We start from the raw sequence: 24,810 nt of genomic DNA on the forward strand, positions 1-24,810 counted from the left end.
TGATCGCGGGAGGGCCTTCTCGCTAGAAGGCCTTCCCCATCGCCGCCACCCCGGTCGATCCGCTGCCCGATGCCAATCGGCCGGCCTGCGGAACGATCGGGGCGAGGCGGGTGGCGATCAGCGTCGATCCCGCGCCGCGCGGGAACGGCCGGTCCTGCGCCACAAAGCCCGGCAAGGCGATCGCGCCGCGCAGCAGGGCGCTGTGCGGATAGGCCAGCCGGCCCTTCTCCGCGATCGACACCACGCCCCGCACGCCGAGCCCGTCCAGCACAGCGCGCGCCTCGGCGGGACGATGGACGCTGAGCCGATAGTCCCGGCCCATGAAATCGCTGGTCGAGAGCCATTGCGAGGCGCGCGCCGCCCAGATCGTGCGGCGGCCGCCGTCGGCATAGGCGGCCGCGGCGATCATCGCGCCTTCGCCGCCGGCGCGGCCGTCGATCAGCCAGATGCCGGGGGCCGCCCGCATCCGCTCCGCCACGCCCGTCGCGCCGATGTCGGGCTTGGGCGCGGTCGTCGCCAGCGTCGCCACGGCCGGGCCGACGATCAGCGCGGCCACCAGCCCGACCGCGACCGGCGCCCAGCGGTGCAGCCGGGCCAGCGCGATCAGGCCGCGCGCGATCAGTACGACCAGCCAGGGAATGGCGGGCAGCACGTAACGATCCTCCAGCGCGACCGGGATGGCGGCCTGGAACAGCAGCGTGGCAAGGATCATCGCGATCGCGAGACGGATGATCGGGCGTGACGCTTCGTCCCGCCATCCGGCGCCGGCGCCGAAGGCGGCCACGGCGATTCCCGCCCAGCCCAGATTGGCGAGGATCGCGGCGCCATCGGCTTGCAGCGACAGCCAGGCATAAGGCAGGCCCGGCGCATAGTTGAAGCCGCCCGCCGCGATCTTGAACGACACATAATACCAGGGCGCGACGACCAGCAGCGTCGCCGCCGCCGCGAGCCACAGCCGCCCGTCGGCGAGCTGGCGCCAGCGGGCGGCCATCAGGATGTCGAGCGCGGGCACCAGCATCACCAGCGCGCCATTGCCCTTGGTCAGCGTCGCGAAGGCGGCCAGCGCGCCGAACAGCAGATAGCGGCACAGCGTCGGTCGCGCGCTCGCCGCGAACCATGCCATCGCGGCCAGCCCCGCGACCAGCGCCACCGGCTGGTCGAGCCGGACATAGCGCGCCTCATTGGCGACGATCGGCAGCAGCAGATAGGCGAAGGCGGCCGCGACGCCCCAGCGGCGCGCCCCGGCCCGCTCCATCGCCCCCCGCTCCATCGCCCATAGGATGATCAACGCCGGCAGGCCGGCCACGAAGGCGGACAGCAGGGCCGCGCCGAACGGCGAGGGCCGGATCACCGCGAACAGCGGCGCGAGCAGGCCGTACCAGCCCGGCGGCCAGTGGCCGATCGAGAGCTTGGGGAAATGCGCGTAGAAATCGCGGGCGAACCCCATCGGCGAGGGGCAGCCGGCGCGCAGCCAATCGGCGAGGAACAGCGTGTTGACGTAATGCGCCGATTCGTCCGGATCGAGAAAGCTGTGCGAGAGCCCGCCGGTGGTTGCGGCCAGCGCCAGCGACGCCCAACCAGACAACGTTGTCCAAAGGATCAGACGAGCGGGGAGATTGCGCGATTCCATGGGCGTTGGATAGCATGGCGAGGGTAAAGAAAGCGCCATTCCTGTGGCTTGTTGCGATTCATTCTCACCGCGTCGACACCTTGCTTCGCAGGTGCGGCAGGCCTAGACAGCCCCCGTTAAGCCGAGCCTCTCGGGGCTCGTCGCAGTCCGGAGAACGCTATGGCGTCGGTCGCCGCTCAATATCTCCCGATCTTGTTGTTCCTGGGGGTGGCGTTGCTGTTGTCGACCGCCTTCGTGGTGCTGCCGATGATCGTGTCCCGCCTCACCGGTTCGCACAAGCCGACCGCCGACAAGCTCTCGGAATATGAGTGCGGTTTTCCTGCCTTCGAAGATAGCCGCGCGCAGTTCGACGTGCGCTTCTATCTGGTCGCCATCCTGTTCATCGTCTTCGATCTGGAGGCGGCCTTCCTGTATCCGTGGGCGGTGAGCCTGAAGGAGATCGGCTGGACCGGCTGGATCGCGATGATGGGCTTCCTGGTCGAGTTGCTGCTCGGCTTCGCCTATGCGTGGAAGAAGGGAGCTCTCGAATGGGAGTAGAAGTCGCCCGCGATCCCAATGCGCCGTTCGCGCCCGAGGGTCAGGTTCCGGACAAGGCCTTCTTCGACGATCTGTCGGCGGAAGTGCAGGACAAGGGTTTTCTCGTCACCTCGACCGAGGAGCTGTTCCAGTGGGCCCGCACCGGCTCGCTGTGGTGGATGACCTTCGGCCTGGCCTGCTGCGCGGTGGAGATGATCCACGTCAACATGCCGCGCTACGATCTGGAGCGTTTCGGCGCCGCGCCGCGCGCTTCCCCGCGCCAGTCCGACGTGATGATCGTCGCCGGTACGCTCTGCAACAAGATGGCGCCGGCGCTCCGCAAGGTCTACGACCAGATGTCGGAGCCGAAATACGTCATCTCGATGGGCAGCTGCGCCAATGGCGGCGGCTATTACCATTATAGCTACAGCGTCGTGCGCGGCTGCGACCGGATCGTGCCGGTGGACATCTACGTCCCCGGTTGCCCGCCGACCGCCGAGGCTCTGCTCTACGGCATCATGCAATTGCAGCGGAAGATCCGCCGCGTGGGGACGGTCGAGCGGTGAGCACCACCACCTATCCCAAATTCGCCTCCAACGAGGGCGTGATCGAGGCGGCCACGGCGACGATCGGCGAGGCGCTGATCGAGGCGGTCGAGAAGGTCGGCGAGATCCAGCTGCATGTGAAGCGCGAGGCGGTCGTCGATGTGCTGCGCGCGCTGCGCGACACGCCGGGCCTCGAATATCAGCAGCTGATGGAGATCGTCGGCGTCGATTATCCCGATCGCGGGCAGGATCGCTTCGAGGTGATCTATTGCCTGCTGTCGCTGACCCGCAATCACCGCCTCCACGTCCATGTCCAGACGGACGACATGAAGCCGGTGCCGTCGGTGACGGGGCTGTGGCCGGTCGCCGGCTGGCTCGAGCGCGAGGTGTACGACATGTACGGCGTGCTGTTCGACGGGAACCCCGATCTGCGGCGTATCCTCACCGATTACGGCTTTCGCGGCCATCCGCTGCGCAAGGACTTCCCGATGACCGGCTATGTCGAGCTGCGCTATTCGGAAGAGGCCAAGCGCGTGGTCTATGAGCCGGTCCAGCTGGCGCAGGATTTCCGGACCTTCGATTTCGAGAGCCCATGGGAAGGCGCCGTCTATGCGCTGCCCGGCGACGAGAAGGCTGCGCAGGCGCCCGGCGCGCCGTCGCCTGCACCCGCTGCCGCGCCAGCCCCGGCGAAGGCCGATGAGGTGAAGAAGTGAGCACCGATCTGCACAGCTTGCAGGACGCGAGGATCGCGGCCGACATGCTTTACGAGACGCCCGCCAATCCGTCGGTCGGCGACGTCGAGATCAAGAACTACACGATCAATTTCGGCCCGCAGCACCCGGCCGCGCATGGCGTGCTCCGCCTCGTGCTGGAGCTGGACGGCGAGATCGTCGAGCGCGTCGATCCGCATGTCGGGCTGCTCCATCGCGGCACCGAGAAGCTGATGGAGGCGCGCACCTACCTCCAGAACGTGCCCTATATGGACCGGCTGGATTATTGCTCGCCGCTCTGCATGGAGCACAGCTATGTGCTGGCGATCGAGAAACTGCTGGGCCTCGAGGTGCCGGAGCGCGCGCAATATCTGCGGGTGATGTTCGCCGAACTGACCCGCATGTCGAACCATTTCCTCAATCTCGGCTCGCACATCATGGACGTCGGCGCGATGACGCCGAACCTGTGGCTGTTCGAGATCCGCGAGGATCTGTTCGGTTTCTTCGAGCGCGCCTCGGGGGCGCGGATGCACATGGCGTGGTTCCGCCCCGGCGGCGTGCATCAGGATGTGCCGCTGAAGCTGCTCACCGATATCGACGACTGGATCGATACCCGCTTCAAGACCCTGTTCGGCGACGTCGTGTCGCTGATCTCGGACAACCGCATCTTCAAGCAGCGCAACGTCGATATCGGCGTGGTCAGCCGCGAGGATGCGATCGCCTGGGGCTTCTCCGGCCCGATGATCCGCGCCGCCGGCATCCCCTGGGATATCCGCAAGTCGCAGCCCTACGACGTCTATGATCGCATGGATTTCGAGGTGCCGGTGGGCACCAAGGGCGATTGCTACGATCGCTTCATGGTCCGCGTGCAGGAGGTCTGGCAGTCGGCCAAGATCATCAAGCAGTGCATCCGCGACATGCCGGAAGGCCCGATCGCGTCGACCGACCGCAAGGTCGCGCCGCCCAAGCGCGGCGAGATGAAGCGCTCGATGGAGGCGCTCATTCACCACTTCAAGCTCTATACCGAGGGCTTCCATGTGCCCGCCGGCGAGGTCTATGTCGCGACCGAGGCGCCCAAGGGCGAATTCGGCGTCTATCTGATCGCCGATGGCAGCAACAAGCCGTATCGCGCCAAGCTGCGCCCGACCGGGTTCAGCCATCTGCAGGCGATGGACTTCATGATGAAGGGCCACATGCTGGCCGACACCACCGCCATCCTCTCCGCGCTGGACATCGTGTTCGGGGAGGTGGATCGGTGAACGGCCGTCTGGCTTTGGTCGAGCGGGCGATCGCGCGCTATAATGACCGCGATGCCGAGGGTTATGCCGCCTTCTTCACCGATGGCGGCAGCGAAGGCATGTATCGCGGCGACGTGCTGCGCGCGGGCCGCGATGCGGTGCGCACCGGCAATGGCAAGACCTTCGCGGATTTTCCCGAGAATCGCGCCGAAATTCTCGCCGGCCACGAGCTGGGCGACCATGTCGTTCTGCACGAAAAGGTCTGGCGGACGGCGGCGGGCGAGCCCTTCGAGGTGGTCTCGATCTATTCCTTCAGCGACGATCTGATCGATCGCGTGGAGTTCGTACGATAATGTCTGACGCAGCCCACATCCCCGACGAGGCCGAGACCCGCGCACGCTGGGGCGCCTTCGAATGGAATGCCGAGAGCGCCGAGAAGGCCAAGATTATCCTGTCGCGCTATCCCAAAGGGCGCGAGCAGTCCGCATCGATCCCGTTCCTCGATCTCGCCCAGCGCCAGGTCGGCGCGGAGACGCAGACGCAGGGCTGGTTGCCGGTTCCCGTGATCGAATATGTCGCCCGCCAGATCGGCGTGCCCTATATGCGCGTCTACGAGGTCGCGACCTTCTACACGATGTTCAACCTCGCGCCGGTCGGCCGCTATCATGTGCAGGTGTGCGGCACGACGCCGTGCATGTTGCGCGGATCGGATGACGTGCTGGCGGCCTGCAAGAACAAGGGCCTCGTCAAGGGCAAGACCACGCCGGACGGCCTGTTCACGCTCACCGAGGTCGAGTGCATGGGCAATTGCGCCAATGCGCCGATGGTCCAGATCAACGACGATAATTTCGAAGATCTCACCTATGACAGCACTGTCGCCGTGCTCGAGGCGCTGGCCGACGGGCGGCAGCCCAAGGCCGGGCCGCAGATCAATCGCCACAACAGCGCACCCGAGGGTGGGCCGACCTCGCTGATCGACATGGTGTCCGAAAACCATGATTATCGGGGTGCCTGGTGATGCCGGCGCTGATCGGCCTCGTCGTTGCCGTCATTCTGGCGATCCTGCTCATCAAGCTGATGGTCATGGCGCTGGGTATCATCATCGCGATCGCCCTGGGCGTGGTCGCCTATTTTGTAGCGGAGAAGCTTGTGGGGAAGGGTCGCTGAGCGATGCTGGAGGACAAGGACCGCATCTTCACCAATCTCTACGGCTACCAGCCGTGGACGATCGACGCCGCCATGAAGCGGGGCGACTGGGATAACACCAAGGTACTGCTCGATCTCGGGCCGGACGCGATCATCCAGATCATGAAGGACAGCGGGTTGCGCGGGCGCGGTGGCGCCGGCTTCCCGACCGGCATGAAGTGGAGCTTCATGCCCAAGGAGCCGAAGCCGGGCAAACCCAACTTCCTCGTCATCAACGCCGACGAGAGCGAGCCGGGTTCGTGCAAGGATCGCGAGATCCTGCGCCACGATCCGCACAAGCTGGTCGAGGGCGCGCTGGTCGCCGGTTTCGCGATGCATGCACGCGCCGCCTATATCTACGTCCGCGGCGAATATATCCGCGAGGCCGAGACGCTGTTCGCCGCCGTCGCCGAGGCCTATGCCAAGGGCTTCCTCGGCAAGAATGCCTGCGGGTCTGGCTATGATTTCGACGTGTTCGTCCATCGCGGCGCCGGCGCCTATATCTGCGGCGAAGAAACCGCGATGCTGGAGAGCCTGGAGGGCAAGAAGGGCCAGCCGCGCCTGAAGCCGCCATTCCCGGCCGGCGCCGGCCTCTATGGCTGCCCGACGACCGTGAACAATGTCGAGAGCATCTCGGTCGCGCCGACCATCCTGCGGCGCGGTGCGGCGTGGTTCTCAAGCTTCGGCAACGAGAACAATCGCGGCACCAAGCTGTTCCAGATCAGCGGCCATGTGAACCGCCCCTGCGTCGTCGAGGAATCGATGAGCATCCCGTTCCGCGAGCTGATCGAAAAGCACGCCGGCGGCATCCGTGGCGGCTGGGACAATCTGCTGGCCGTGATCCCCGGCGGCTCGTCGGTGCCGCTGGTGCCGGCGGCGCAGATGATGGACGCGGTGATGGACTATGACGGTCTGCGCGCGCTCGGCTCCGGCCTCGGCACGGCGGCGGTGATCGTGATGGACAAGTCCACCGATATCGTCCGCGCGATCAGCCGGATCAGCTATTTCTACAAGCATGAGAGCTGCGGCCAATGCACGCCGTGCCGCGAGGGCACCGGCTGGATGTGGCGGGTGATGGAGCGGCTGCGCGAAGGCAATGCCGACATCTCCGAGATCGACATGCTCCAGGAAGTGACCAAGCAGGTCGAAGGCCATACCATCTGCGCGCTCGGCGACGCGGCGGCATGGCCGATCCAGGGCCTGATCCGGCATTTCCGCCCGGAGATCGAACGCCGCATCCTCGCCAAGCAGGGCGGTGCGGCCCCGCTGGCGGTGGCGGCGGAATGAAGTTCGTCTTGCCTCTTCTGGTGGGAATGGCAGGCATCGCGCTGATCGGCGCGGCGCGTCCGATCGTCAGCTTCGAGGAGCCGCCGGTCGATCCGGTGGCGGTGCAGGTCATGGCCGTCTACGCGCAATGCGTGGTGGCCCGTGACCCGGCCGAAGCCCGGACGCTGCTGGCGGCGGACTATACCACCGACGCCTATAAGAAGGCGGTGCGCACCTTCGCCCTGTCCCATCGCGATTGCGTTCCCCGTGGCGGCAAGCTGCGCTTCAACCAGATCGTCTTCGCGGGCGACATGGCCGAGGCGGTGATGAAGCGGCAGGGGGTGACGGCGCAGCAGATCGAACAGAAGGCGTCGGTGGACCATGTCGACACGATGCCGCGCTGCGTGATCAAGGAGAAGGCCGGCGACGTCTGGGCGTTGCTCGCCTCCAAGCCTGCCAGCCGCGACGAGCAGGGCCGCCTGGCCGCCTTGCAGGACACGCAGACCATATGTGCGCCGAAGGATAAGGTGGTTGCCGCCAATCCAGTGGCGATGCGGGCGCGCCTCGCGCTGGCCACCTATCGCTTGTTGAACGATCCGGCGCCCACGTCGGCAGGAAACTGAGAATATGCCCAAACTCACAGTCGATGGGATCGAAGTCGAAGTCCCCGCAGGCGCCACCGTGCTGCAGGCGTGCGAGGCGGCCGGCAAGGAAGTCCCGCGCTTCTGCTATCACGAGCGCCTCTCGATCGCCGGCAATTGCCGGATGTGCCTGGTCGAGGTGAAGCCGGGGCCGCCCAAGCCGCAGGCATCCTGCGCGCTGCCGGCGGCCGACAAGCAGGAGATCTTCACCAACTCGGCGATGGTCAAGAAGGCGCGGGAAGGGGTGATGGAGTTCCTCCTGATCAACCACCCCCTCGATTGCCCGATCTGCGACCAGGGCGGCGAGTGCGACCTCCAGGATCAGTCGATCGCCTATGGCAAGGGCCACAGTCGCTTCGACGAGAATAAGCGGGCGGTGACCGAGAAATATATGGGGCCGATCGTGCGGACCCAGATGACGCGCTGCATCCAATGCACGCGCTGCGTGCGCTTCGCCGAGGAAGTGGCGGGCGTGGAAGAGATTGGCGCGATCTATCGCGGCGAGAACATGCAGATCACCACCTATCTGGAAAAGGCCGCGACCAGCGAGCTGTCCGGCAATGTGGTCGATCTCTGCCCGGTCGGCGCGCTGACCTCCAAGCCCTATGCCTTCGAGGCGCGGCCGTGGGAGCTGAAGAAGACACCCGGCATCGACGTGATGGATGCGATCGGCACCAACGTGCGGCTTGACAGCCGGGGCCGCCAGGTGCTGCGCGCGCTGCCGCGCGTCAACGAGGACGTCAACGAGGAGTGGGCGTCGGACAAGACGCGCCATGCCGTCGACGGCCTCGTCCGCAACCGCATCGACAAGCCCTATATCCGCATCGACGGCAAGCTGCGGGCAGCGACGTGGGACGAGGCGTTCCAGGCGATCGCCAGGGCCGCCGAAGGCCTCGCCGGCCACCAGGTCGCGGGCCTCGCCGGTGATCTCGCCGAGGTCGAAAGCGTCTATGCTCTCAAGCAGTTGCTGGGCGCCTTTGGCTCGGACTTGCATGAGGCGCGCGTCGATGGCGCCCTGTACGACGTATCCAACCCGGCCTCCTATCGCTTCAACCCGACCATCGCCGGCGTCGAGACCGCCAAGGCGATCCTGCTGGTCGGCGCCAATCCGCGCTGGGAAGCGCCGCTGGTCAACACCCGCATCCGCAAGGCGATCAAGAAGGGCGCGACGGTCTATGCCGTCGGCCCCGAAGTGGATCTTACCTATCCGGTCCAATGGCTTGGCGCGGATATCTCGGCGCTGAACGAGCTGCCGGAGAGCCTGGCGGGCGAGGGCGTCATCGTCATCGCCGGCATGGGCGCCTGCGCGATCGAGGGCGGCTATGGCGCGGCCCGGCAGGTCGCCTCGGCGCTGGGCGCGGGCTTCGGCCTGCTCCACACCGCCGCCGGCCGCGTCGGCGCGCTGGACCTCGGCTTCACCACCGAGGGTGGTCTCGGCGCGGTGGCGGCGGCGGCGCCCGGGCTGCTGTTCGCGCTCGGCGTCGATGAGACCGATCTCGCCGCCATCGGTGCGGGTTTCACCGTCTACATCGGCACCCATGGCGATCGCGGCGCCCACGCCGCCGACGTCATTCTGCCGGGCGCGACCTATGTCGAGAAGCCGGGCACCTGGGTGAACATGGAGGGCCGCGTGCAGCGAACCGAGCGTGCCGTGTTCCCGGTGGGCGATGCCCGCGAGGACTGGACGATCCTGCGCGCGCTGTCGGGCGTGCTGGGCAAGACGCTGCCGTTCGACAATCTCGGCGAACTGCGGGCGACGATCTACGCCGACTATCCGGCGCTGGCGGAGGAGGGCATCCACCTCGCCGGTGCGCTCGATCCGGCGCCCAAGGGCGGTGACGTCTCCGGTGCGATCGTCTACCCGATCACCGATTTCTATCTCACCAATCCGATCGCCCGCTCGTCGCCCACCATGCAGCGCTGTTCCGCCGAACTGCTCCATGGCCAGACCTTCGCGGAGGCCGCAGAATGATCTCCTGGTTTTCCGCCCTGCCTTATGGCTGGGCCTATTTCATCGCGACGATCATCGACATCCTGGTGATCGCGCTGCCGGTGATGCTGGCGGTCGCAATGATCATCTATGCCGATCGCAAGATCTGGGCGGCGATCGCGCTGCGCCGCGGCCCCAACGTGGTCGGCCCGTTCGGCCTGCTCCAGTCCTTCGCGGATGGCCTGAAGGTGTTCCTGCAGGAAACCATCGTGCCGGCGGCCGCGAACCGGACGCTGTTCCTGATCGCGCCGATCATCACCTTCACGGTGGCGCTGATCGCCTGGGCGGTGATCCCGTTCAGTTCCTATTCGGTGCTGGCCAACATCAATATCGGCCTGCTCTACATCCTCGCGGCCTCGTCGCTGGGCGTCTATGGCGTGATCCTCGCGGGTTGGGCCTCCAATTCCAAATATCCCTTCTATTCCGCGATCCGCGCCGCCGCGCAGATGGTGAGCTATGAGGTCGCGATCGGCTTCGTGCTGATCTCGGTGGTGATGTGGGCCGGCAGCTTCAACATGCAGACCATCGTGCTGGCGCAGAAGGGCGAGGTGCTCGGCTTCATCAACGCCAATGGCTTCAATCCGCTGCTCTTCCCGATGGCGGTGGTGTTCCTGATCTCGTCGATGGCGGAAACCAGCCGCACCCCGTTCGATCTGACCGAGGCGGAGAGCGAACTCGTCGCCGGCTACCAGACCGAATATTCGTCGATGAGCTTCGCGCTCTACTGGCTCGGCGAATATGCCAACGTCATCCTGATGTGCGCGCTCAACGCGACCCTGTTCTGGGGGGGCTGGCTGCCGCCGCTCGACCTGCCGTTCCTCTACCACATCCCCGGCACCACGATCGGCCTCGGCCTGTTCTGGATCTTCCTCAAGATCGCGATCTTCTTCTTCATCTTCTCGTGGGTGAAGGCGACGCTGCCGCGCTACCGCTACGATCAGCTGATGCGGCTGGGCTGGAAGATCTTCCTGCCGCTGTCGCTGTTCTTCGTGTTCCTCGTCTCGGGCTGGCTGATGCTGACCCGCTACCACCCGATCGGAGGCTGACGACATGAGCCTGGCTTATTACGTCAAATCCTTCACGCTCTGGGAGCTGTTGAAGGGCCACACGCTGACCTTGAAGTATTTCTTCAAGAAGAAGGCGACGATCAACTATCCGTTCGAGAAGAACCCGCTCAGCCCGCGCTTCCGCGGCGAACATGCGCTGCGCCGCTATCCCAACGGCGAAGAGCGCTGCATCGCGTGCAAGCTGTGCGAGGCGGTCTGCCCGGCGCAGGCGATCACCATCGAGGCCGAACCGCGCGACGACGGCAGCCGCCGCACCACGCGCTACGACATCGACATGACCAAGTGCATCTATTGCGGCTTCTGCCAGGAAGCCTGCCCGGTCGACGCGATCGTGGAAGGGCCGAATTTCGAATATTCGACCGAAACCCGCGAAGAGCTGATCTTCGACAAGGGCAAGCTGCTCGACAATGGCGACAGGTGGGAGCGGGCGATCGCCGCGAACCTTGCCGCAGACGCACCCTATCGTTAATCGCCCGTACCGAATCCAGGGGAGCCAGCCGGCACCGTGATCCAGATCCTCGCCTTCTACCTGTTCGCCATCATGGTGGTGCTGTCCGCAGCGCTGACCATCACGGCGCGCAACCCGGTGCACTCGGTGCTGTGGCTCATCCTCGCCTTCTTCAATGCGGCGGGGCTGATGCTGCTGGTCGGTGCGGAGTTCATCGCGATGCTCCTGCTCATCGTCTATGTCGGTGCGGTCGCGGTGCTGTTCCTGTTCGTGGTGATGATGCTCGACATCGATTTCAGCGAATTGCGGGCGGGCTTCGCCAAATATGCGGTGCTGGGCCTGCTGCTCGCGATCGTGATGGCGGCCGAGATCGTGATCGCCGGGCAGGCGTGGACGGCGGGGCCGATCCAGCTCGCCAGCCGGATCGCGCCGGCGCCGGCCGACGTGCCCAATATCGAGGCGCTCGGCGCATTGCTCTACACGCGCTACCTGTTCGCGTTCGAGGGGGCGGGCCTCGTCCTGCTGGTCGCGATGATCGGGGCGATCGTGCTGACCCACCGGGCCCGCGGCGGCGTCCGCAAGCAGAATATCGGTGCCCAGAACCGCCGTCGTCCCCAGGACGCCACCCGCATGACCAAGCCGGCCGTGGGCCAGGGAGTCGAGCTGTGATCCTTCGACAAGCTCAGGATGAGCGGATTAGCGGAGCGCTGCGCGCATGATCGGATTGCAGCATTATCTCGCCGTCTCGGCGATCCTGTTCGTGATGGGGGTGCTGGGCATCTTCATCAACCGCAAGAATGTGATCATCATCCTGATGGCGATCGAGCTGATCCTGCTCAGCGTGAACATCAATCTGGTGGCCTTCTCGGCCTTCCTGCACGATCTGGTCGGCCAGATCTTCGCGATGTTCGTGCTGACCGTGGCGGCGGGCGAGGCGGCGATCGGGCTCGCCATCCTCGTCATCTACTTCCGTGGCCGCGGCACCATCGCGGTCGATGACATCAATCGGATGAAGGGCTGACGCCGTGATCCAGCTCCTCGTCTTCCTGCCGCTGCTGGCGGCGGTCATCGCCGGCCTCGGCAACCGCACCATCGGCAATGTCGCCGCCAAGATCGTGACCACCGGCGCGCTGTTCGCATCGTGCGCGATCGCCTGGACGATCTTCCCGAAGTTCCTCGCGGGCACCGAGCATGCCTATGTCGCGCCGGTGTTCACCTTCATCCACTCGGGCACGTTCCACGCCGACTGGGCGTTGCGCGTCGACAGCCTTGCGGCGGTGATGCTGGTGGTGATCACCAGCGTCTCGGCGCTCGTCCACCTGTATAGCTGGGGCTACATGGCGGAAGACCCGGATCAGCCGCGCTTCTTCGCCTATCTGTCGCTGTTCACCTTCATGATGCTGATGCTCGTGACGGCCAACAATCTCGTCCAGATGTTCGTCGGCTGGGAAGGCGTCGGCCTCGCATCCTATCTGCTGATCGGCTTCTGGTATGCCAAGCCGAGCGCCAACAAGGCGGCGATCAAGGCGTTCGTGGTCAACCGCGTCGGCGATTTCGGCTTCTCGCTCGGCATCTTCGGCACGTTCCTGGTGTTCGGCACCGTCTCGATCCCCGATATCCTCGCCGCCGCGCCGCATATGGCCGGATCGACGATCGGCTTCATGGGCGCGCGCGTCGATACGATGACCCTGCTGTGCCTGCTGCTGTTCATCGGCGCGATGGGCAAGTCGGCCCAGATCGGCCTGCACACCTGGCTGCCGGACGCGATGGAAGGCCCGACCCCGGTGTCGGCGCTGATCCACGCCGCCACCATGGTGACCGCCGGCGTGTTCATGGTCTGCCGCCTGTCGCCGATGTTCGTGACCAGCCCCGTCGCGATGACGGTGGTGACGGTGGTGGGCGCGCTGACCTGCTTCTTCGCGGCGACGATCGGCACGACGCAGACCGACATCAAGCGGGTGATCGCCTATTCGACCTGCTCGCAGCTCGGCTACATGTTCTTCGCGGCCGGCGTCGGCGCCTTCGGTGCGGCGATGTTCCACCTGTTCACCCACGCCTTCTTCAAGGCGCTGCTGTTCCTGTCGGCCGGCTCGGTGATCAACGCGATGCACCATGAGCAGGACATGCGCTATTATGGCGGCCTGCGGAAACATATCCCGCTGACCTTCTGGGCGATGGTGGCCGGCACGCTGGCGATCACCGGCGTCGGCATCGAAGGGCTGTTCGGCTTCGCCGGCTTCTATTCGAAGGATGCGATCATCGCGTCGGCCTTCGCGTCCGGCACGCAGACCGGCTATTTCGCGTGGTTCATGGGCGTGTTCGCGGCGCTGCTGACGAGCTTCTATTCGTGGCGGCTGATCTTCCTGACCTTCTTCGGCAAGCCGCGCTGGGCGGCGTCGGAGAATATCCAGCATGCGGCCCATGCCGGGCATGACCATGCCGATGCCGGTCATGCCGCCCACGCCCGTGACGCCGAGGACGTCCATCAGGTGACGCCCGAGGTGCCCGAGCACGCGATCGACATGCGGGGCTTCACCGAGGTGGAGGAGGGCACGCTGGGCTATCATCCCCACGAAAGCCCCTGGGTGATGACGGTGCCGCTGGTGTTCTTAAGCGTCGGCGCAGTGTTCTCCGGCTTCTTCTTCGCCAAGCCGTTCCTCAACGGGGAATATTGGCAGGGTGCGATCGCCTATAGCGCGCATCTCCATGAGGCATCCGAGCAGATCGGTGCGGTCGCGCTGGCGCCGACGATCGTGATGCTGATCGGCTTGCTGCTCGCCTTCTGGGCCTATATCCGCAACACCTCGATCCCGGGCCGGTTCGCCGCGACCTTCCGGCCGCTCTACCTGTTCCTGTTCCACAAATGGTATTTCGACGAGCTTTACGACGTCCTGTTCGTGAAGCCCGCCTTCTGGCTCGGCCGCTTCTTCTGGAAGCAGGGCGACGAGGGGACCATCGATCGCTTCGGCCCGGATGGGCTGTCGGCGCTGATCGTCTACGGAAACCGCATCACGGCTCGTCTCCAGTCGGGCTATGTTTACACCTACGCCCTTGTCATGCTGCTCGGCCTGGCAGGCGTTGCGACCTGGGCTGTCACCCGATGACCAATTTCCACCGACAGAAGCAGGCTGGTACAAACGCATGAACCAGCTCCACATGACCGATATCGGCATCAACCAGCTCGGTTTTCCGATCCTGTCCCTGATGATGCTGTTCCCGCTGCTGGGCGCCTTCTGGTGTTTCCTGGCGCCGGGCACCCCGGAATGGCGGGCGCAGAATGCGCGGGTCACCGCGCTTGCGGTCACGCTCATCGATCTCGGCTTCGGTGTCCTGCTGTGGACGCAGTTCGATCTCCATGCCGATACCTCCTGGCAGTTCATCGAGCACAAGGATCTGTTCGGGCGCTTCTCCTGGTCGCTGGGCGTCGATGGCATCGCGATGCTGCTGATCGTGATGACGGTGTTCCTCACCCCGATGTGCGTGCTGGCCTCGTGGCGCTCGATCACCGATCGCGTGCCCGAGTTCATGGGCATGTTCATGATCGTCGAGCTGATGCTGCTCGGCGTATTCATGGCGCAGGATCTGTTCCTGTTCTACATCATGTTCGAGGGCAGCCTGGTCCCGATGTTCATGCTGATCGGCATATGGGGTGGCCGGCGTCGCTTCTATGCGAGCTACAAATTCTTCCTCTACACGCTGCTCGGCTCGTTGCTGATGATGATCGCGATGCTCTACATGGCGAACAAGGCGGGCACGACGTACATCCCGACGCTGATGCAGCATGATTTCTCGCGAACCGAGCAGACCTGGCTGTTCTTCGCCTTCTTCGCCTCGTTCGCGGTGAAGACGCCGATGTGGCCGGTGCATACCTGGCTGCCCGATGCCCACGTCCAGGCGCCGACGGCAGCGTCGGTCGATCTCGCGGCGGTGATGCTCAAGCTCGGCGGTTACGGTTTCCTGCGCTTCTCGCTGCCGATGTTCCCGGATGCGTCGGCCGATTATATGTGGCTGATTTTCGCCCTCTCGCTGATCGCGGTCGTCTACACCTCGCTCGTCGCGCTGGTGCAGCAGGACATGAAGAAGCTCATCGCCTATTCGTCCGTCGCGCATATGGCGATCGTCACGATGGCGCTGTTCACCTTCAACGAGGAGGGAATCGAGGGCGCGCTGATGATCATGTTCGCCCATGGTCTCGTCTCCGGTGCGCTGTTCCTGTGCGTCGGCGTGATCTATGATCGCCTGCACACCCGCGAGATTGATCGGTTCGGCGGACTGGCGCGCAATATGCCGGTGTTCGCCACCTTCCTGCTGTTCTTCAGCATGGCGTCGATCGGCCTGCCGGGGCTGTCCAGCTTCCCGGGCGAGCTGCTGTCGATGATCGGCCTCTATCATCGGTCGTCCTGGGCGGCGGTGATCGCCACGACGAGCATCATCACCAGCGCGGCCTATATGCTCTATCTGTGCCGGCGCGTGATCTTCGGCCCGCTGAAGCATCCCGATGCCGCCGCAATGTTCGATCTGCGTCCGCGCGAATGGGCGATGTTCGCGCCGATCGCGGCCGTGGTGCTGTGGATGGGCGTCTATCCGGAAAGCTTCCTGCGCGTGATCCGCCCGGATGTGGGCCGCCTGATTTCGCGGATCGACCATTATGCGCCCCCCAGCGATTCCGCGCTGAAGGCCAATAACGTGCCGGCGGCGACCGCTGCCGCCGGGGAGCATTGAGATCATGGATTACGTATCGTCCTTCGCGCTGTACCGGCCTGAGGAAATCCTGGCGGTCGGCGCGATCGTCCTGATGCTGGTCTCGGCCTGGGCCGGGGACAAGGCGGCGCCGCTGATCGGCTGGCTGAGCGTCGGCGTTCTCGCCATCGCCGGGATCAGCCTGATCGGCGCACCGATTTCGGGGCAGAGCGACTTTGCCGGCATGTTCCATGCCGATGCCTTCGGCGGTTTCGCCAAGCTGCTCATCTACGCCGCCGCGGCCGTCGCGATCCTGATCGCGCCCGGCTTCTTCGTCACCGATCGCGAAGCGATGCGCGCCGAGTTCGGCGTGTTGATCCTGCTGGCGGTCGTCGGCATGAGCATCATGGTCTCGGCGACCGATCTGCTGACGCTCTATATCGGCCTCGAGCTCAACAGCCTGGCCTCCTACGTGCTGGCGGCGTTCCTCCGCCGGGATGGGCGCTCGGCGGAAGCCGGCCTGAAATATTTCATCCTCGGCGCGCTGGCATCCGGCATCCTGCTCTACGGCATTTCGCTGCTCTACGGCTTCTCCGGCACCACCAGCTTCGCCGGCATCGCCGTCGCGATGAAGGGCGGCGTCGGCATCGGCCTGCTGTTCGGCCTGGTGTTCGTGCTGGCCGGTCTCGCGTTCAAGGTTTCGGCGGTGCCGTTCCACATGTGGACGCCGGACGTCTATGAAGGCGCGCCGACCCCGGTGACCGCCTTCTTCGCCTCGGCCCCCAAGATCGCGGCGATGGTGCTGACCGTGCGGTTCGCGATCCAGGCGCTCGGCCCGGCGACCGGACAGTGGCAGCAGATCGTGATCTTCTGCGCGCTGGCCTCCACCGTGTTCGGCGCGGTCGCGGCCGTCGGCCAGACCAACATCAAGCGGCTGCTCGCTTACTCGTCGATCAACAATGTCGGCTTCATCCTGTTCGGCCTGGTGCCGGGCAGCAAGATCGGCGCGGCATCGGTGCTGTTCTATCTGGCCATCTATGCGGCGGTGACGCTCGGCTCGCTGATCTGCGTGCTCCAGATGCGGACCAAAGACGGCCAGCCGACCGAGCAGATCAGCGCGCTCGCCGGCCTGTCGCGTTCGCGGCCGGGCTTGTCCGCCGCCTTCGCGATCTTCATGTTCAGCACCGCCGGCATCCCGCCCTTCTTCGGCTTCATGGGGAAGTGGGAGGTGTTTTCGGCGCTGGTGATCGGCGGCTTCTGGCCGCTGGCGCTGATCGGCATCGCAACCTCGGTGATCGGTGCCTTCTATTATCTCAAGATCGTGAAGACGCTCTATTTCGATGCGCCGGGCGATGTCGAGATGGCGCCGAGCCGTTCCACCACCGAAGCGGTGCTGATCACGATGGCCGCGCTGTTCGCCTCGCCGCTGGGCTATCTGCTGATCCCGGTGATGGATAGCGCGACGCTCAGCGCCGCCTCCTCGCTGTTCTGAGGTAGCGGGGCGATCGCCGACCTTCGCACTGTCGAAGAGACAGGGTCCACCAATGACGATGTGGCGGTTCTCGCGCGAGCGGGAGCCGCCGAAGGCCTGTGGCTGCGCGCCGTGCGCCAGAGCGCCGGCCGGGGCCGGCAGGGGCGGCCATGGATAGCGCCGCCGGGCAATCTGTCGGCCAGCACGCTGGTGCGGCTCGGTCGCCAGGATCCGCCGGCCTCGACGCTGGCGCTGGTCGCCGCGGTGGCGTTGCAGGAGGCGGCGGAAACCTTCGTCGGCGGCGTGCAGATCAAATGGCCCAATGATCTTCTGATCGGCGGCGCCAAGCTCTCGGGCATTCTGCTGGAGCGTCATGGGGATGCGGTGGTGATCGGCTTCGGCCTGAACCTCGCGCATCATCCGGACGCCGTCGATCGCCCGACCACGAGCATCGCCGCGATCACCGGCAGCGCGCCCGACCCGGATGTCTTCCTGGCGACCCTGGCGGACAGTTTCGGCCGCTGGCTGTACCGCTGGCGGGCCGAAGGGCTGGCCCCGATCCGCACCCGCTGGCTGGAGAAGGCGCACCCGATCGGCGCTGCGCTGAGCGCGCGCCTGCCCGACGGCACCAGCTTCGATGGACTGTTCGATGGTCTGGATCAGCAGGGCGCGCTCAGGCTTCGCTTGGCGGATGGCTCCGTCCATGTCATCCACGCCGCCGATATCTTCCTGATCCGGGATTGAGACCCGATGCTGCTTGCGATTGATGCCGGGAATACCAATGTCGTCTTCGCGCTGGTCGAGGGCGGGGAGATCCGCACGCGCTGGCGGATCGCCACCGATCCGCGCCGCACGGCCGACGAATATGTGGTGTGGCTCAATCAGCTGATCGAGATCGAGGGCTATCACCGTACCCAGGTGTCGGCGGTGATCATCTGCACGGTGGTGCCGCGCGCGCTCCACAATCTCGAAGTGCTGTCGACCAAATATTTCGATGTCGTCCCGCTGATCGCCGGCCGCGCGCCGGTGGAATGGGGCATCCCGATCGATCTCGACGAGCCGCAGGCGGTGGGCGCCGATCGCGTCGTCAACGCCATCGCGGCCCATGCGCTGCACGGCGGCGATCTGATCGTGATCGATTTCGGCACCGCCACCACCTTCGACGTGGTGGATTATTCCGGCGCCTATAAGGGCGGCGTGATCGCGCCCGGCATCAACCTCTCGCTCGATGCGCTGTTCGCGGCCGCCGCCCGGCTGCCCCGGATCGCCATCGAAGTGCCCGAAAAGGCGGCCGTGATCGGCCGCAACACCCAGGATGCGATGCTCAGCGGCATCTATTGGGGCTATATCGCGATGATCGAGGGTCTCGTGGCCCGTATCAAGGCTGAAATCGGCCGCCCAGCCAAGGTGATTTCCACTGGCGGCCTTGCAACCCTGTTCGACGAACATAGTTCGGTGTTCGACACGGTCGAACCCGATCTCACCATCACCGGCCTCGCGATGCTGTATCGCAGATGGGCCGACACCCAAGGACAATGATTTGACCACACCCGGAGACGAACTCCTGTTCCTGGCCCTCGGCGGCTCGGGGGAGATCGGCATGAACGTCAATCTCTATGGCTGCCGCGGCAAGTGGCTGATGGCCGATCTCGGCCTCAGCTTCGCCGATCCGGCCTATCCCGGCATCGACATCGTGCTGCCCGACCTGGCCTTCATCGAGGAGCGGCAGGAAGACCTGCTCGGCCTCGTCATCACCCATGGCCATGAGGATCATATCGGGGCGATCCCCTATATGGCGCTCGAGCTCGGCGTGCCGATCTATGCGACCATCTTCACCGCCGGCCTGATCCGCGCCAAGCTGGACGAGGAAGGCCTGACCGATCGCGTCAAGGTGAAGGTCGTCAAGGCCGGCCAGCCGGTCAAGATCGGCCCCTTCTCGGTGGAATGGGTGCCGCTGGCGCATTCGATTCCCGAGATGAACGCCCTGCTGATCGACAGCCCGTTCGGTCGTGTCTTCCACACCGGCGACTGGAAACTGGACGACACGCCGGTGATCGGCGAGCCGGCCAGCGCCGAGACGCTGAAGGCGATCGGCAAGAAGGGCGTGCTGGCGCTGATGGGCGACAGCACCAACGTGTTCAACGACAAGGCGTCTGGCTCCGAGGCCAGCGTCCGCGCCGACCTCGAGAAGTTCGTGGCCGCCGCCGACAAGCGCGTGCTGGTCACCACCTTCGCCTCCAACGCCGCGCGCCTCCAGACGCTGGGGCAGGTCGCGGTGGCGACCAACCGACAGGTCTGCGTCGCCGGGCGCTCGCTCGATCGTATCATCAAGATCGCCAAGGCGGCGGGCTATCTGCTCGATTTCCCGCCGACGATCGATTTCGACGCGGCGATGCGGGTGCCGCCCAAGGATCTGATGATCATCGCCACCGGCGGACAGGGCGAGGCGCGCGCCGCGCTCAGCCGGATCGCGCATGACAGCCATCGCCTGAAGCTCAGCGAGGGCGATACGGTGATGTTCTCGTCCAAGCAGATCCCCGGCAACGAGGATGCGATCGGCATCGTCCAGAATGCGCTGGCCGGCCGCGGCATCCGCATGGTGACCGAGCGGCAGGCGCATATCCACGTCTCCGGCCATCCGGGCCGCCCCGAGATCGAGACGCTCTATGGCTGGCTCAAGCCCGAGATTGTCGTGCCGGTGCATGGCGAGCGCCGCCACATGGCCGAACATGCGCGGCTCGCCGCTGCGATCGGCGTGCCGCGCCAGATCGTCCAGATGAATGGCGATGTCGTGCGGCTGGCGCCGGACGGCCCCAAGATCATCCGCCGCGAGCGCGCCGGGCGGCTGGTGCTCGATGGCGACGTTATCCTGCCGGCCAATGGCACGACGATGAGCGATCGCCGCAAGCTGGCGGCCAACGGCATCATCTCGGTGGCGGTGGTGCTCGACAAGGGCAACCGCGCCAAGAGCCGTCCGCAGATCGCCGTGCAGGGCCTGCCGGTGGAGGAGGATCGCGAGGACTTCATCGAGGATGCCGCCGAGGCGGTGCTGGACGCGCTGGAGAAGGCGCCGCGCGACGAGACCAAGCTCAAGGAATCGATCCGGCTGGCGGTGCGTCGCAAGGCGACCTCGTGGACCGGCAAGAAGCCGGTGGTTGACGTCCTGCTGATGCGGGTGTGATCCTGGTGCCCTCTCCCGCTGCGCGGGGGAGGGCTGAAGGACACCCCATGCGCTGGTTCTCGCTGCTCGCGATCTTCTTCCTGTGCTGGTTCATGACGCTGTTCGCGGTGCTGCCGTTCAGCGCCAACACCGCGGACGAGGCGGGCGAGACGATGCCGCCGGGCCATGCCGAGAGCGCACCCTATATCTTCCGGCCCTGGCAGATCGTGATCCGCACCACGATCGTCGCGCTGATCCTCACCGGCAGCTTCTACGGAATCTATCGGGCCGGCTGGCTCGACGTCGCCATTCCGAACAGCGCGGTGGACCGGTTGCCGTGATGGGGGGCTGACGCGCCATTTTCAGGCGGAGCTATGCTCCGTTCGCGCTGCGCGGCGGCCAACCGAAATCCGTGCCATTCTCCGTGCAGGCGGGGAGAACGGAAAACCCAATTCCGATCCGCCGTAGCTTCCCACCGCCGTTCGCACTGAGCGAAGTCGAAGTGCCGCTACCGCCGGGCATGGCCTTCGACTGCGCTCAGGCCGAACGGAGCACGGGAATAGGAGGTGTCTACCCGCGACGAACGGCGCGGGCGGCTATGCCCGCAGCCGCTCGATCGCCTGCGCCAGCGCGACGTAGAGCTTGCCCATGTCCGACGAGAGCAGGATCACCGCCAGCGTCGATCCGTCGCGGGTCGCAAGGATCGGGCGCAGCAGCGTCTCGAAATCATGGACGTAGCGGTTCACCTGCTCGCGGAACTCCGGCTCTTCCTCATAATGGCGGGCGATCTCGCGGGCTTCGCCGCCCTCGATCAGCTTGACCGCGCGGCGCGTGAACACGCCGCGATCGCCGCGCAGATAGGAGGCCCAGGCGCTGTCGCTGGCTTCGTTGGAGAGCAATTTGGTGACGTCGATCGAGGTCGAGTTCAGCGAGTCGATCAGCAAGGCCACGCGGCGCGAGAAATTGTCGCGATCGTGGCTCTCGACCATGTCCTTGCCCTCGGTGATCTGGGCATCGACCGAGGCGCTGGTCTCGGCGATCCGGGCGAGCTGTTCCTCCAGCCGCGATCCGGCGGCGCGGGCCGCTTCGACGGCAGCTTCGGAGACGGCGCCGACCTTGGCGATCTGATCCTCGACCTGGACGCTGATCGCCTTCTCCAGCGCCTCGCGGCCGGCGTCACCGAGCGCCTCGGCGCTGCGGGGGATGATGGTGCCGAGTGCCTCGCGCGCGCGCTCGGCGGCCTGGGTGGCGGTCTCGCGGACGCGGATCAGCGCATCGACCAGCTTGGGGCTGGTGCTGTCGGCCAGACGCGCCGCCTCGGCATCGACCTGGGTGATCGCCTCGCCGAGCGTGGTGGTGCCTTCGCGCGCGGCAGCCAGGCGGGTGTCGATCGCATCGGAGAGCGTGTCGATCGCGGTGCGGCGCTCCTCCAGCGCGATCCGGGCCGCGTCCAGCGCGTCGGAGGCGGCCTTGGCGGCGAGATGGAGCTTCTCGGCCTCCGGGCCGGCACTGGCGATGAGATCGCGGCTGCGGGCGGCCTGCGCCTCCAGCGTGGAGAGGGCTGCGGGCAAGGTCTCGCCCAGTTCTTCCAGGCAGGCGTTGATCGCGCCACGCAGGGTCTCGGCGCGGTTGATGAAGGTGGTCGCGGCGGTGCCGCCGTCGTTGAGCGAGGCCATCACCCGCTCGACATGGCCACCGAGCTGGCCGAGCGCATCGCCCAGCCGCTCGGTGCGGGCGCGGCCGGTCTCGTCCAGTTCGGCGAAGCGCGCCTCGACATGGGCGAGGCCGCGCTGGATGCGCTCGACCATCGCGGTGCCGAGCCCGTCCTGCCGGGCGAGCGCGTCGGCGGCCTGGGTGGCGGCGGCCTCGGAGGCGGCCTGGGCGCGATCGATCATCGTGCCGATCGCTTCGCCCTGCGCGATGATGCCCTGACGGGTGCGTTCCACCGCATCGGTCGCCCGCTCCAGCACGCCGTCGACCGAGACGGTCATGCGCTGCGACACGTCCTCGATCGCGCGCGCGGCGATCTCGCTGGCGCTGCCGATGTGGGAGAGCTGGGCCGAGAGCCGGTTGGCCGCACCGGCCGCGCCATCCTCGGCATCGCGGGCGCGGGTCGCGAGCCCGGCGAGCGCGGCGTCGAGCGCGGCCGCCTGCTCATGGGCGCCGACGCCGGTCGAACGGATCGTCTCGGCCAGGGCGCGGGTCTGTTCCTCGGCGCGGGGCAGATCGGAGAGCAGCACGCCCATGTCGACGCGCGCGGTGCTGGCGGTGGCGTCGAGTTCCTTGGTGCGGCTGCCCAGTTCGGCGATCTCGCGGGCGATCTCGTCGGTCGCTTCGCGCAGCTTGAGCGAGGTCTGGTCGGCGAGCAGCAGCAGGCGATCGGCCTGATCGGCGACCGCGATGCGATCTTCCGAGAGGCGGCGCGAGGCGAGGCCGAGCACCGCGTCGAGGGCCAGGCTCTCCATCCGCACCGCACGCGCGACATCGGCGAAACGCTGCGCCTCGCGCGCGTTATTGCGCTGCCACAGGATCAGCAGAGTCACGATCAGCGCCAGCGGCCCGCAGGCGACGCTGATGCCGCGCATCACGTCGACCGGATCGAGCGTGCGGTCGCCGAGCGCGCTCATCGCCATGCCGACCATCGCCGCGATCCACACGAAGGCGACCAGGCCGAGCAGCCCGAGCACGATCTTCTCGCCCCGGCTGGCCGGCGGCGGCGCCAGCGGTTCGTCGTACAGATCGGTGAGCGCCGCGGCCAGATGCGCTTCGCCCGGCTGTGCTTCGGTGGATTGCACGGCCTTCGGCCCGTCGGATGGTAGCGGTGATCCCGCCCAATATGCCCCCTGGTTCATGGCGGCGATCTTACACCCGTCGGCGCGGAACGGAAGTATGACACAGGTCGAATGGAACGGTCGCGCGGCGAACCGAGTGGCTGCGGGCTGGCCAGCGAGTCACTGGCGCCGACGTGTCCGTCCGGCTATCGCGACCTGATGTGGGTTCAGGGAATGATATTGCGGGAACGGGCATGGCGCTCGCAGCACTGATCGCGGCGGTACGCGAGGCGGACGATGGCAGCGGCCTCGTCGGCACGCTGGCGGTCGCCGGGCGGACCTTGCTGGAGCGGCAGGCGCGGCTCGCGGCGCTGGCCGGCTGCGAGCATGTCGTGCTGCTGGTCGAGCGACTGCCCGCCGGGCTGACCGGTGCGATCGACCGGCTGCGCCGCGACGGCATCACCATCGATGTGGCCCGCAGCGCCGGCGATGCCGCCGATCGCTTCCACCCCGACGAGCGCGTGCTGGTGTTCGCGGACGGCGCGGTGGCCGGCAGCGGCGCGATCGCGCGCCTGGTCGGCGGAACGGCGCCGGCCTTGCTGACGATCAGCGAGGGCGGGCCGCCCGGGCCGTTCGAGCGGATCGACGCGGCGACGCGCTGGGGCGGGCTCGCGCTGGTGTCCGGCGATATGCTCCGCAAGACGGTGGCGATGCTGGGCGATTGGGATCTGCACTCGACCTTGCTCCGCCGCGCCGTCGGCGGATCGGCACGACGGGTGGACATCGCCGACGGTGCCGGGCTGGCCGATGCCTTCCCGGCGATGCTGGTGCGCTCCCGCGCCGGCGCGCGCGCGGCGACCGAGGCGAGCTTCAGCGTCGATCGGGCGGGAGAGGGCTGGCCGGCACGGCTGCTTTATGGTGCGATCGCCCGGTTGGTGGCGGGGGTGATCCTCGATCGCCCGATCGAATCGCGCTGGCTGCGCTGGGCCGGCATCGCCGCTGCGCTGCTCGCGGTGCCGGCGCTGTTCAAGGGCTGGCTGCTCGCGGGGCTGGTGCTGATCATTCTCGGTGCATTGCTCGATTCGACGGGGCGGCTGCTCGCCGGTCTGCGTCTTTCGCCGGCGGCGCCGGACGATCGGCTGGCGCTGGCCCGGGCTGCGGCGATGGGGATCGGGCTGCTCGGTTTCGCCTGGCATCGGATGGAGGGCAGTGCGACGCCGCTGGTGCTGGGCGCCGGCACGGTGGCGATCATGATCGCGATGGCCCGCGAACGCTGGGCTTTGCGCCGCCTGGGTGGCCTTTCGGCGCCGCTCTGGGTGGCCGATGTCGATGCCCTGGCGCTGCTGTTCGTGCCGTTCGCGCTGGTCACGCAGACGATGGCGGGGCTGACGGCGTTGGGCCTCTATGCGGCCGCGTCGTTCGCGATCGTCCAGCATCGGTTGGTGGCATTTGCCGGTTCGCGGTTGAATCGCAACGCTTGAGCCTGGACATT

23 protein-coding genes and 1 pseudogene are annotated in these 24,810 nt (G+C 66.5%); 22 read left to right on the forward strand and 2 right to left on the reverse strand.

Annotated features, from left to right (window positions below; all coding sequences use genetic code 11):
* Positions 1 to 22: 22 nt before the first annotated feature.
* Positions 23 to 1,585 carry an ArnT family glycosyltransferase gene (locus tag PBT88_RS05810; RefSeq protein ID WP_270078268.1) on the reverse strand — a complete coding sequence of 521 codons (1,563 nt, stop codon included), beginning with the start codon at positions 1,583 to 1,585 and terminating at the stop codon, positions 23 to 25.
* A 204-nt stretch (positions 1,586 to 1,789) separates the two neighbouring features.
* Between PBT88_RS05810 and ndhC the strand changes: the two genes are divergently transcribed.
* The 21 genes and pseudogenes from ndhC to PBT88_RS05915 all read left to right on the forward strand — a co-directional run bounded on the left by ndhC (position 1,790) and on the right by PBT88_RS05915 (position 20,888).
* Complete coding sequence (ndhC, locus tag PBT88_RS05815) at positions 1,790 to 2,167, forward strand: NADH-quinone oxidoreductase subunit A (protein WP_270078269.1); 378 nt, start codon at positions 1,790 to 1,792, stop codon at positions 2,165 to 2,167.
* Entirely contained in the window at positions 2,158 to 2,712 is a 555-nt protein-coding gene (locus PBT88_RS05820) for a NuoB/complex I 20 kDa subunit family protein (RefSeq protein ID WP_270078270.1), read from the forward strand. The genes ndhC and PBT88_RS05820 overlap by 10 nt, the downstream gene beginning before the upstream one ends.
* 38 nt (positions 2,713 to 2,750) lie before the next feature.
* Positions 2,751 to 3,401 (forward strand): annotated as a pseudogene (locus tag PBT88_RS05825) (NADH-quinone oxidoreductase subunit C); the annotation flags it as partial.
* Positions 3,402 to 3,448: 47 nt separating this feature from the next.
* Positions 3,449 to 4,660 carry an NADH-quinone oxidoreductase subunit D gene (locus PBT88_RS05830; RefSeq protein WP_270079192.1) on the forward strand — a complete coding sequence of 404 codons (1,212 nt, stop codon included), beginning with the start codon at positions 3,449 to 3,451 and terminating at the stop codon, positions 4,658 to 4,660.
* Positions 4,657 to 4,992 (forward strand): nuclear transport factor 2 family protein, encoded by a 336-nt coding sequence (locus PBT88_RS05835; RefSeq protein WP_270078272.1) that lies wholly within the window; start codon positions 4,657 to 4,659, stop codon positions 4,990 to 4,992. Before PBT88_RS05830 ends, PBT88_RS05835 begins: the two co-directional genes overlap by 4 nt.
* Entirely contained in the window at positions 4,992 to 5,657 is a 666-nt protein-coding gene (locus PBT88_RS05840) for a complex I 24 kDa subunit family protein (RefSeq protein ID WP_270078273.1), read from the forward strand. Before PBT88_RS05835 ends, PBT88_RS05840 begins: the two co-directional genes overlap by 1 nt.
* Positions 5,657 to 5,806, forward strand: a complete 150-nt coding sequence (locus PBT88_RS05845; RefSeq protein ID WP_270078274.1) for a hypothetical protein — start codon at positions 5,657 to 5,659, stop codon at positions 5,804 to 5,806. Before PBT88_RS05840 ends, PBT88_RS05845 begins: the two co-directional genes overlap by 1 nt.
* Positions 5,807 to 5,809: 3 nt before the next feature.
* Positions 5,810 to 7,111, forward strand: a complete 1,302-nt coding sequence (gene nuoF / locus PBT88_RS05850; RefSeq protein WP_270078275.1) for an NADH-quinone oxidoreductase subunit NuoF — start codon at positions 5,810 to 5,812, stop codon at positions 7,109 to 7,111.
* Positions 7,108 to 7,713, forward strand: a complete 606-nt coding sequence (locus PBT88_RS05855; RefSeq protein ID WP_270078276.1) for a hypothetical protein — start codon at positions 7,108 to 7,110, stop codon at positions 7,711 to 7,713. Before nuoF ends, PBT88_RS05855 begins: the two co-directional genes overlap by 4 nt.
* Before the next feature lie 4 nt (positions 7,714 to 7,717).
* The gene (gene nuoG, locus PBT88_RS05860; RefSeq protein ID WP_270078277.1) at positions 7,718 to 9,703 is read left to right on the forward strand and encodes an NADH-quinone oxidoreductase subunit NuoG; all 1,986 of its coding nucleotides are present in this window, start codon (positions 7,718 to 7,720) and stop codon (positions 9,701 to 9,703) included.
* Complete coding sequence (gene nuoH / locus PBT88_RS05865; RefSeq protein ID WP_270078278.1) at positions 9,700 to 10,767, forward strand: NADH-quinone oxidoreductase subunit NuoH; 1,068 nt, start codon at positions 9,700 to 9,702, stop codon at positions 10,765 to 10,767. Before nuoG ends, nuoH begins: the two co-directional genes overlap by 4 nt.
* A gap of 4 nt (positions 10,768 to 10,771) precedes the next feature.
* Positions 10,772 to 11,257, forward strand: a complete 486-nt coding sequence (nuoI, locus tag PBT88_RS05870) for an NADH-quinone oxidoreductase subunit NuoI (protein ID WP_270078279.1) — start codon at positions 10,772 to 10,774, stop codon at positions 11,255 to 11,257.
* Between the two features lie 36 nt (positions 11,258 to 11,293).
* Positions 11,294 to 11,905, forward strand: coding sequence for an NADH-quinone oxidoreductase subunit J (locus PBT88_RS05875; RefSeq protein ID WP_270078280.1), 612 nt, complete (start codon positions 11,294 to 11,296; stop codon positions 11,903 to 11,905).
* Between the two features lie 46 nt (positions 11,906 to 11,951).
* Positions 11,952 to 12,257 (forward strand): NADH-quinone oxidoreductase subunit NuoK, encoded by a 306-nt coding sequence (gene nuoK, locus PBT88_RS05880; protein ID WP_270078281.1) that lies wholly within the window; start codon positions 11,952 to 11,954, stop codon positions 12,255 to 12,257.
* 4 nt (positions 12,258 to 12,261) lie between these two features.
* Positions 12,262 to 14,340 (forward strand): NADH-quinone oxidoreductase subunit L, encoded by a 2,079-nt coding sequence (nuoL, locus tag PBT88_RS05885; RefSeq protein ID WP_270078282.1) that lies wholly within the window; start codon positions 12,262 to 12,264, stop codon positions 14,338 to 14,340.
* Between the two features lie 37 nt (positions 14,341 to 14,377).
* Positions 14,378 to 15,958 (forward strand): NADH-quinone oxidoreductase subunit M, encoded by a 1,581-nt coding sequence (locus PBT88_RS05890; RefSeq protein WP_270078283.1) that lies wholly within the window; start codon positions 14,378 to 14,380, stop codon positions 15,956 to 15,958.
* Positions 15,959 to 15,962: 4 nt separating this feature from the next.
* Positions 15,963 to 17,408, forward strand: coding sequence for an NADH-quinone oxidoreductase subunit NuoN (gene nuoN / locus PBT88_RS05895; RefSeq protein ID WP_270078284.1), 1,446 nt, complete (start codon positions 15,963 to 15,965; stop codon positions 17,406 to 17,408).
* Positions 17,409 to 17,468: 60 nt separating this feature from the next.
* Positions 17,469 to 18,131, forward strand: a complete 663-nt coding sequence (locus PBT88_RS05900; protein ID WP_270078285.1) for a biotin--[acetyl-CoA-carboxylase] ligase — start codon at positions 17,469 to 17,471, stop codon at positions 18,129 to 18,131.
* Positions 18,132 to 18,137: 6 nt separating this feature from the next.
* Positions 18,138 to 18,926 (forward strand): type III pantothenate kinase, encoded by a 789-nt coding sequence (locus tag PBT88_RS05905; protein WP_270078286.1) that lies wholly within the window; start codon positions 18,138 to 18,140, stop codon positions 18,924 to 18,926.
* Between the two features lie 61 nt (positions 18,927 to 18,987).
* Entirely contained in the window at positions 18,988 to 20,568 is a 1,581-nt protein-coding gene (locus PBT88_RS05910) for a ribonuclease J (RefSeq protein WP_270079193.1), read from the forward strand.
* A 47-nt stretch (positions 20,569 to 20,615) separates the two neighbouring features.
* Positions 20,616 to 20,888 carry a DUF1467 family protein gene (locus tag PBT88_RS05915; protein WP_270078287.1) on the forward strand — a complete coding sequence of 91 codons (273 nt, stop codon included), beginning with the start codon at positions 20,616 to 20,618 and terminating at the stop codon, positions 20,886 to 20,888.
* A gap of 255 nt (positions 20,889 to 21,143) precedes the next feature.
* On the opposite strand, the gene PBT88_RS05920 is transcribed toward PBT88_RS05915, so the two are convergent.
* The gene (locus PBT88_RS05920) at positions 21,144 to 23,399 is read right to left on the reverse strand and encodes a hypothetical protein (protein ID WP_270078288.1); all 2,256 of its coding nucleotides are present in this window, start codon (positions 23,397 to 23,399) and stop codon (positions 21,144 to 21,146) included.
* A 173-nt stretch (positions 23,400 to 23,572) separates the two neighbouring features.
* Between PBT88_RS05920 and PBT88_RS05925 the strand changes: the two genes are divergently transcribed.
* Positions 23,573 to 24,799 carry a hypothetical protein gene (locus tag PBT88_RS05925; protein ID WP_270078289.1) on the forward strand — a complete coding sequence of 409 codons (1,227 nt, stop codon included), beginning with the start codon at positions 23,573 to 23,575 and terminating at the stop codon, positions 24,797 to 24,799.
* Positions 24,800 to 24,810 lie beyond the last annotated feature (11 nt).

This window comes from Sphingomonas abietis (assembly GCF_027625475.1).
Classification (GTDB): domain Bacteria; phylum Pseudomonadota; class Alphaproteobacteria; order Sphingomonadales; family Sphingomonadaceae; genus Solisphingomonas; species Solisphingomonas abietis.

Excerpts from the sequence above, each read along its gene's own strand:
- PBT88_RS05890 (WP_270078283.1), top strand. The coding sequence starts at position 14,378 with ATGAACCAGCTCCACATGACCGATATCGGCATCAACCAGCTCGGTTTT.
- nuoG (WP_270078277.1), top strand. The coding sequence starts at position 7,718 with ATGCCCAAACTCACAGTCGATGGGATCGAAGTCGAAGTCCCCGCAGGC.
- PBT88_RS05855 (WP_270078276.1), top strand. The coding sequence starts at position 7,108 with ATGAAGTTCGTCTTGCCTCTTCTGGTGGGAATGGCAGGCATCGCGCTG.
- PBT88_RS05910 (WP_270079193.1), top strand. The coding sequence starts at position 18,988 with ATGAACGTCAATCTCTATGGCTGCCGCGGCAAGTGGCTGATGGCCGAT.
- PBT88_RS05920 (WP_270078288.1), bottom strand. The coding sequence starts at position 23,399 with ATGAACCAGGGGGCATATTGGGCGGGATCACCGCTACCATCCGACGGG.
- PBT88_RS05915 (WP_270078287.1), top strand. The coding sequence starts at position 20,616 with ATGCGCTGGTTCTCGCTGCTCGCGATCTTCTTCCTGTGCTGGTTCATG.
- PBT88_RS05845 (WP_270078274.1), top strand. The coding sequence starts at position 5,657 with ATGCCGGCGCTGATCGGCCTCGTCGTTGCCGTCATTCTGGCGATCCTG.
- PBT88_RS05905 (WP_270078286.1), top strand. The coding sequence starts at position 18,138 with ATGCTGCTTGCGATTGATGCCGGGAATACCAATGTCGTCTTCGCGCTG.
- nuoN (WP_270078284.1), top strand. The coding sequence starts at position 15,963 with ATGGATTACGTATCGTCCTTCGCGCTGTACCGGCCTGAGGAAATCCTG.
- nuoI (WP_270078279.1), top strand. The coding sequence starts at position 10,772 with ATGAGCCTGGCTTATTACGTCAAATCCTTCACGCTCTGGGAGCTGTTG.
- PBT88_RS05820 (WP_270078270.1), top strand. The coding sequence starts at position 2,158 with ATGGGAGTAGAAGTCGCCCGCGATCCCAATGCGCCGTTCGCGCCCGAG.
- nuoK (WP_270078281.1), top strand. The coding sequence starts at position 11,952 with ATGATCGGATTGCAGCATTATCTCGCCGTCTCGGCGATCCTGTTCGTG.
- ndhC (WP_270078269.1), top strand. The coding sequence starts at position 1,790 with ATGGCGTCGGTCGCCGCTCAATATCTCCCGATCTTGTTGTTCCTGGGG.
- PBT88_RS05830 (WP_270079192.1), top strand. The coding sequence starts at position 3,449 with ATGCTTTACGAGACGCCCGCCAATCCGTCGGTCGGCGACGTCGAGATC.
- nuoF (WP_270078275.1), top strand. The coding sequence starts at position 5,810 with ATGCTGGAGGACAAGGACCGCATCTTCACCAATCTCTACGGCTACCAG.
- PBT88_RS05840 (WP_270078273.1), top strand. The coding sequence starts at position 4,992 with ATGTCTGACGCAGCCCACATCCCCGACGAGGCCGAGACCCGCGCACGC.
- PBT88_RS05925 (WP_270078289.1), top strand. The coding sequence starts at position 23,573 with ATGGCGCTCGCAGCACTGATCGCGGCGGTACGCGAGGCGGACGATGGC.
- nuoH (WP_270078278.1), top strand. The coding sequence starts at position 9,700 with ATGATCTCCTGGTTTTCCGCCCTGCCTTATGGCTGGGCCTATTTCATC.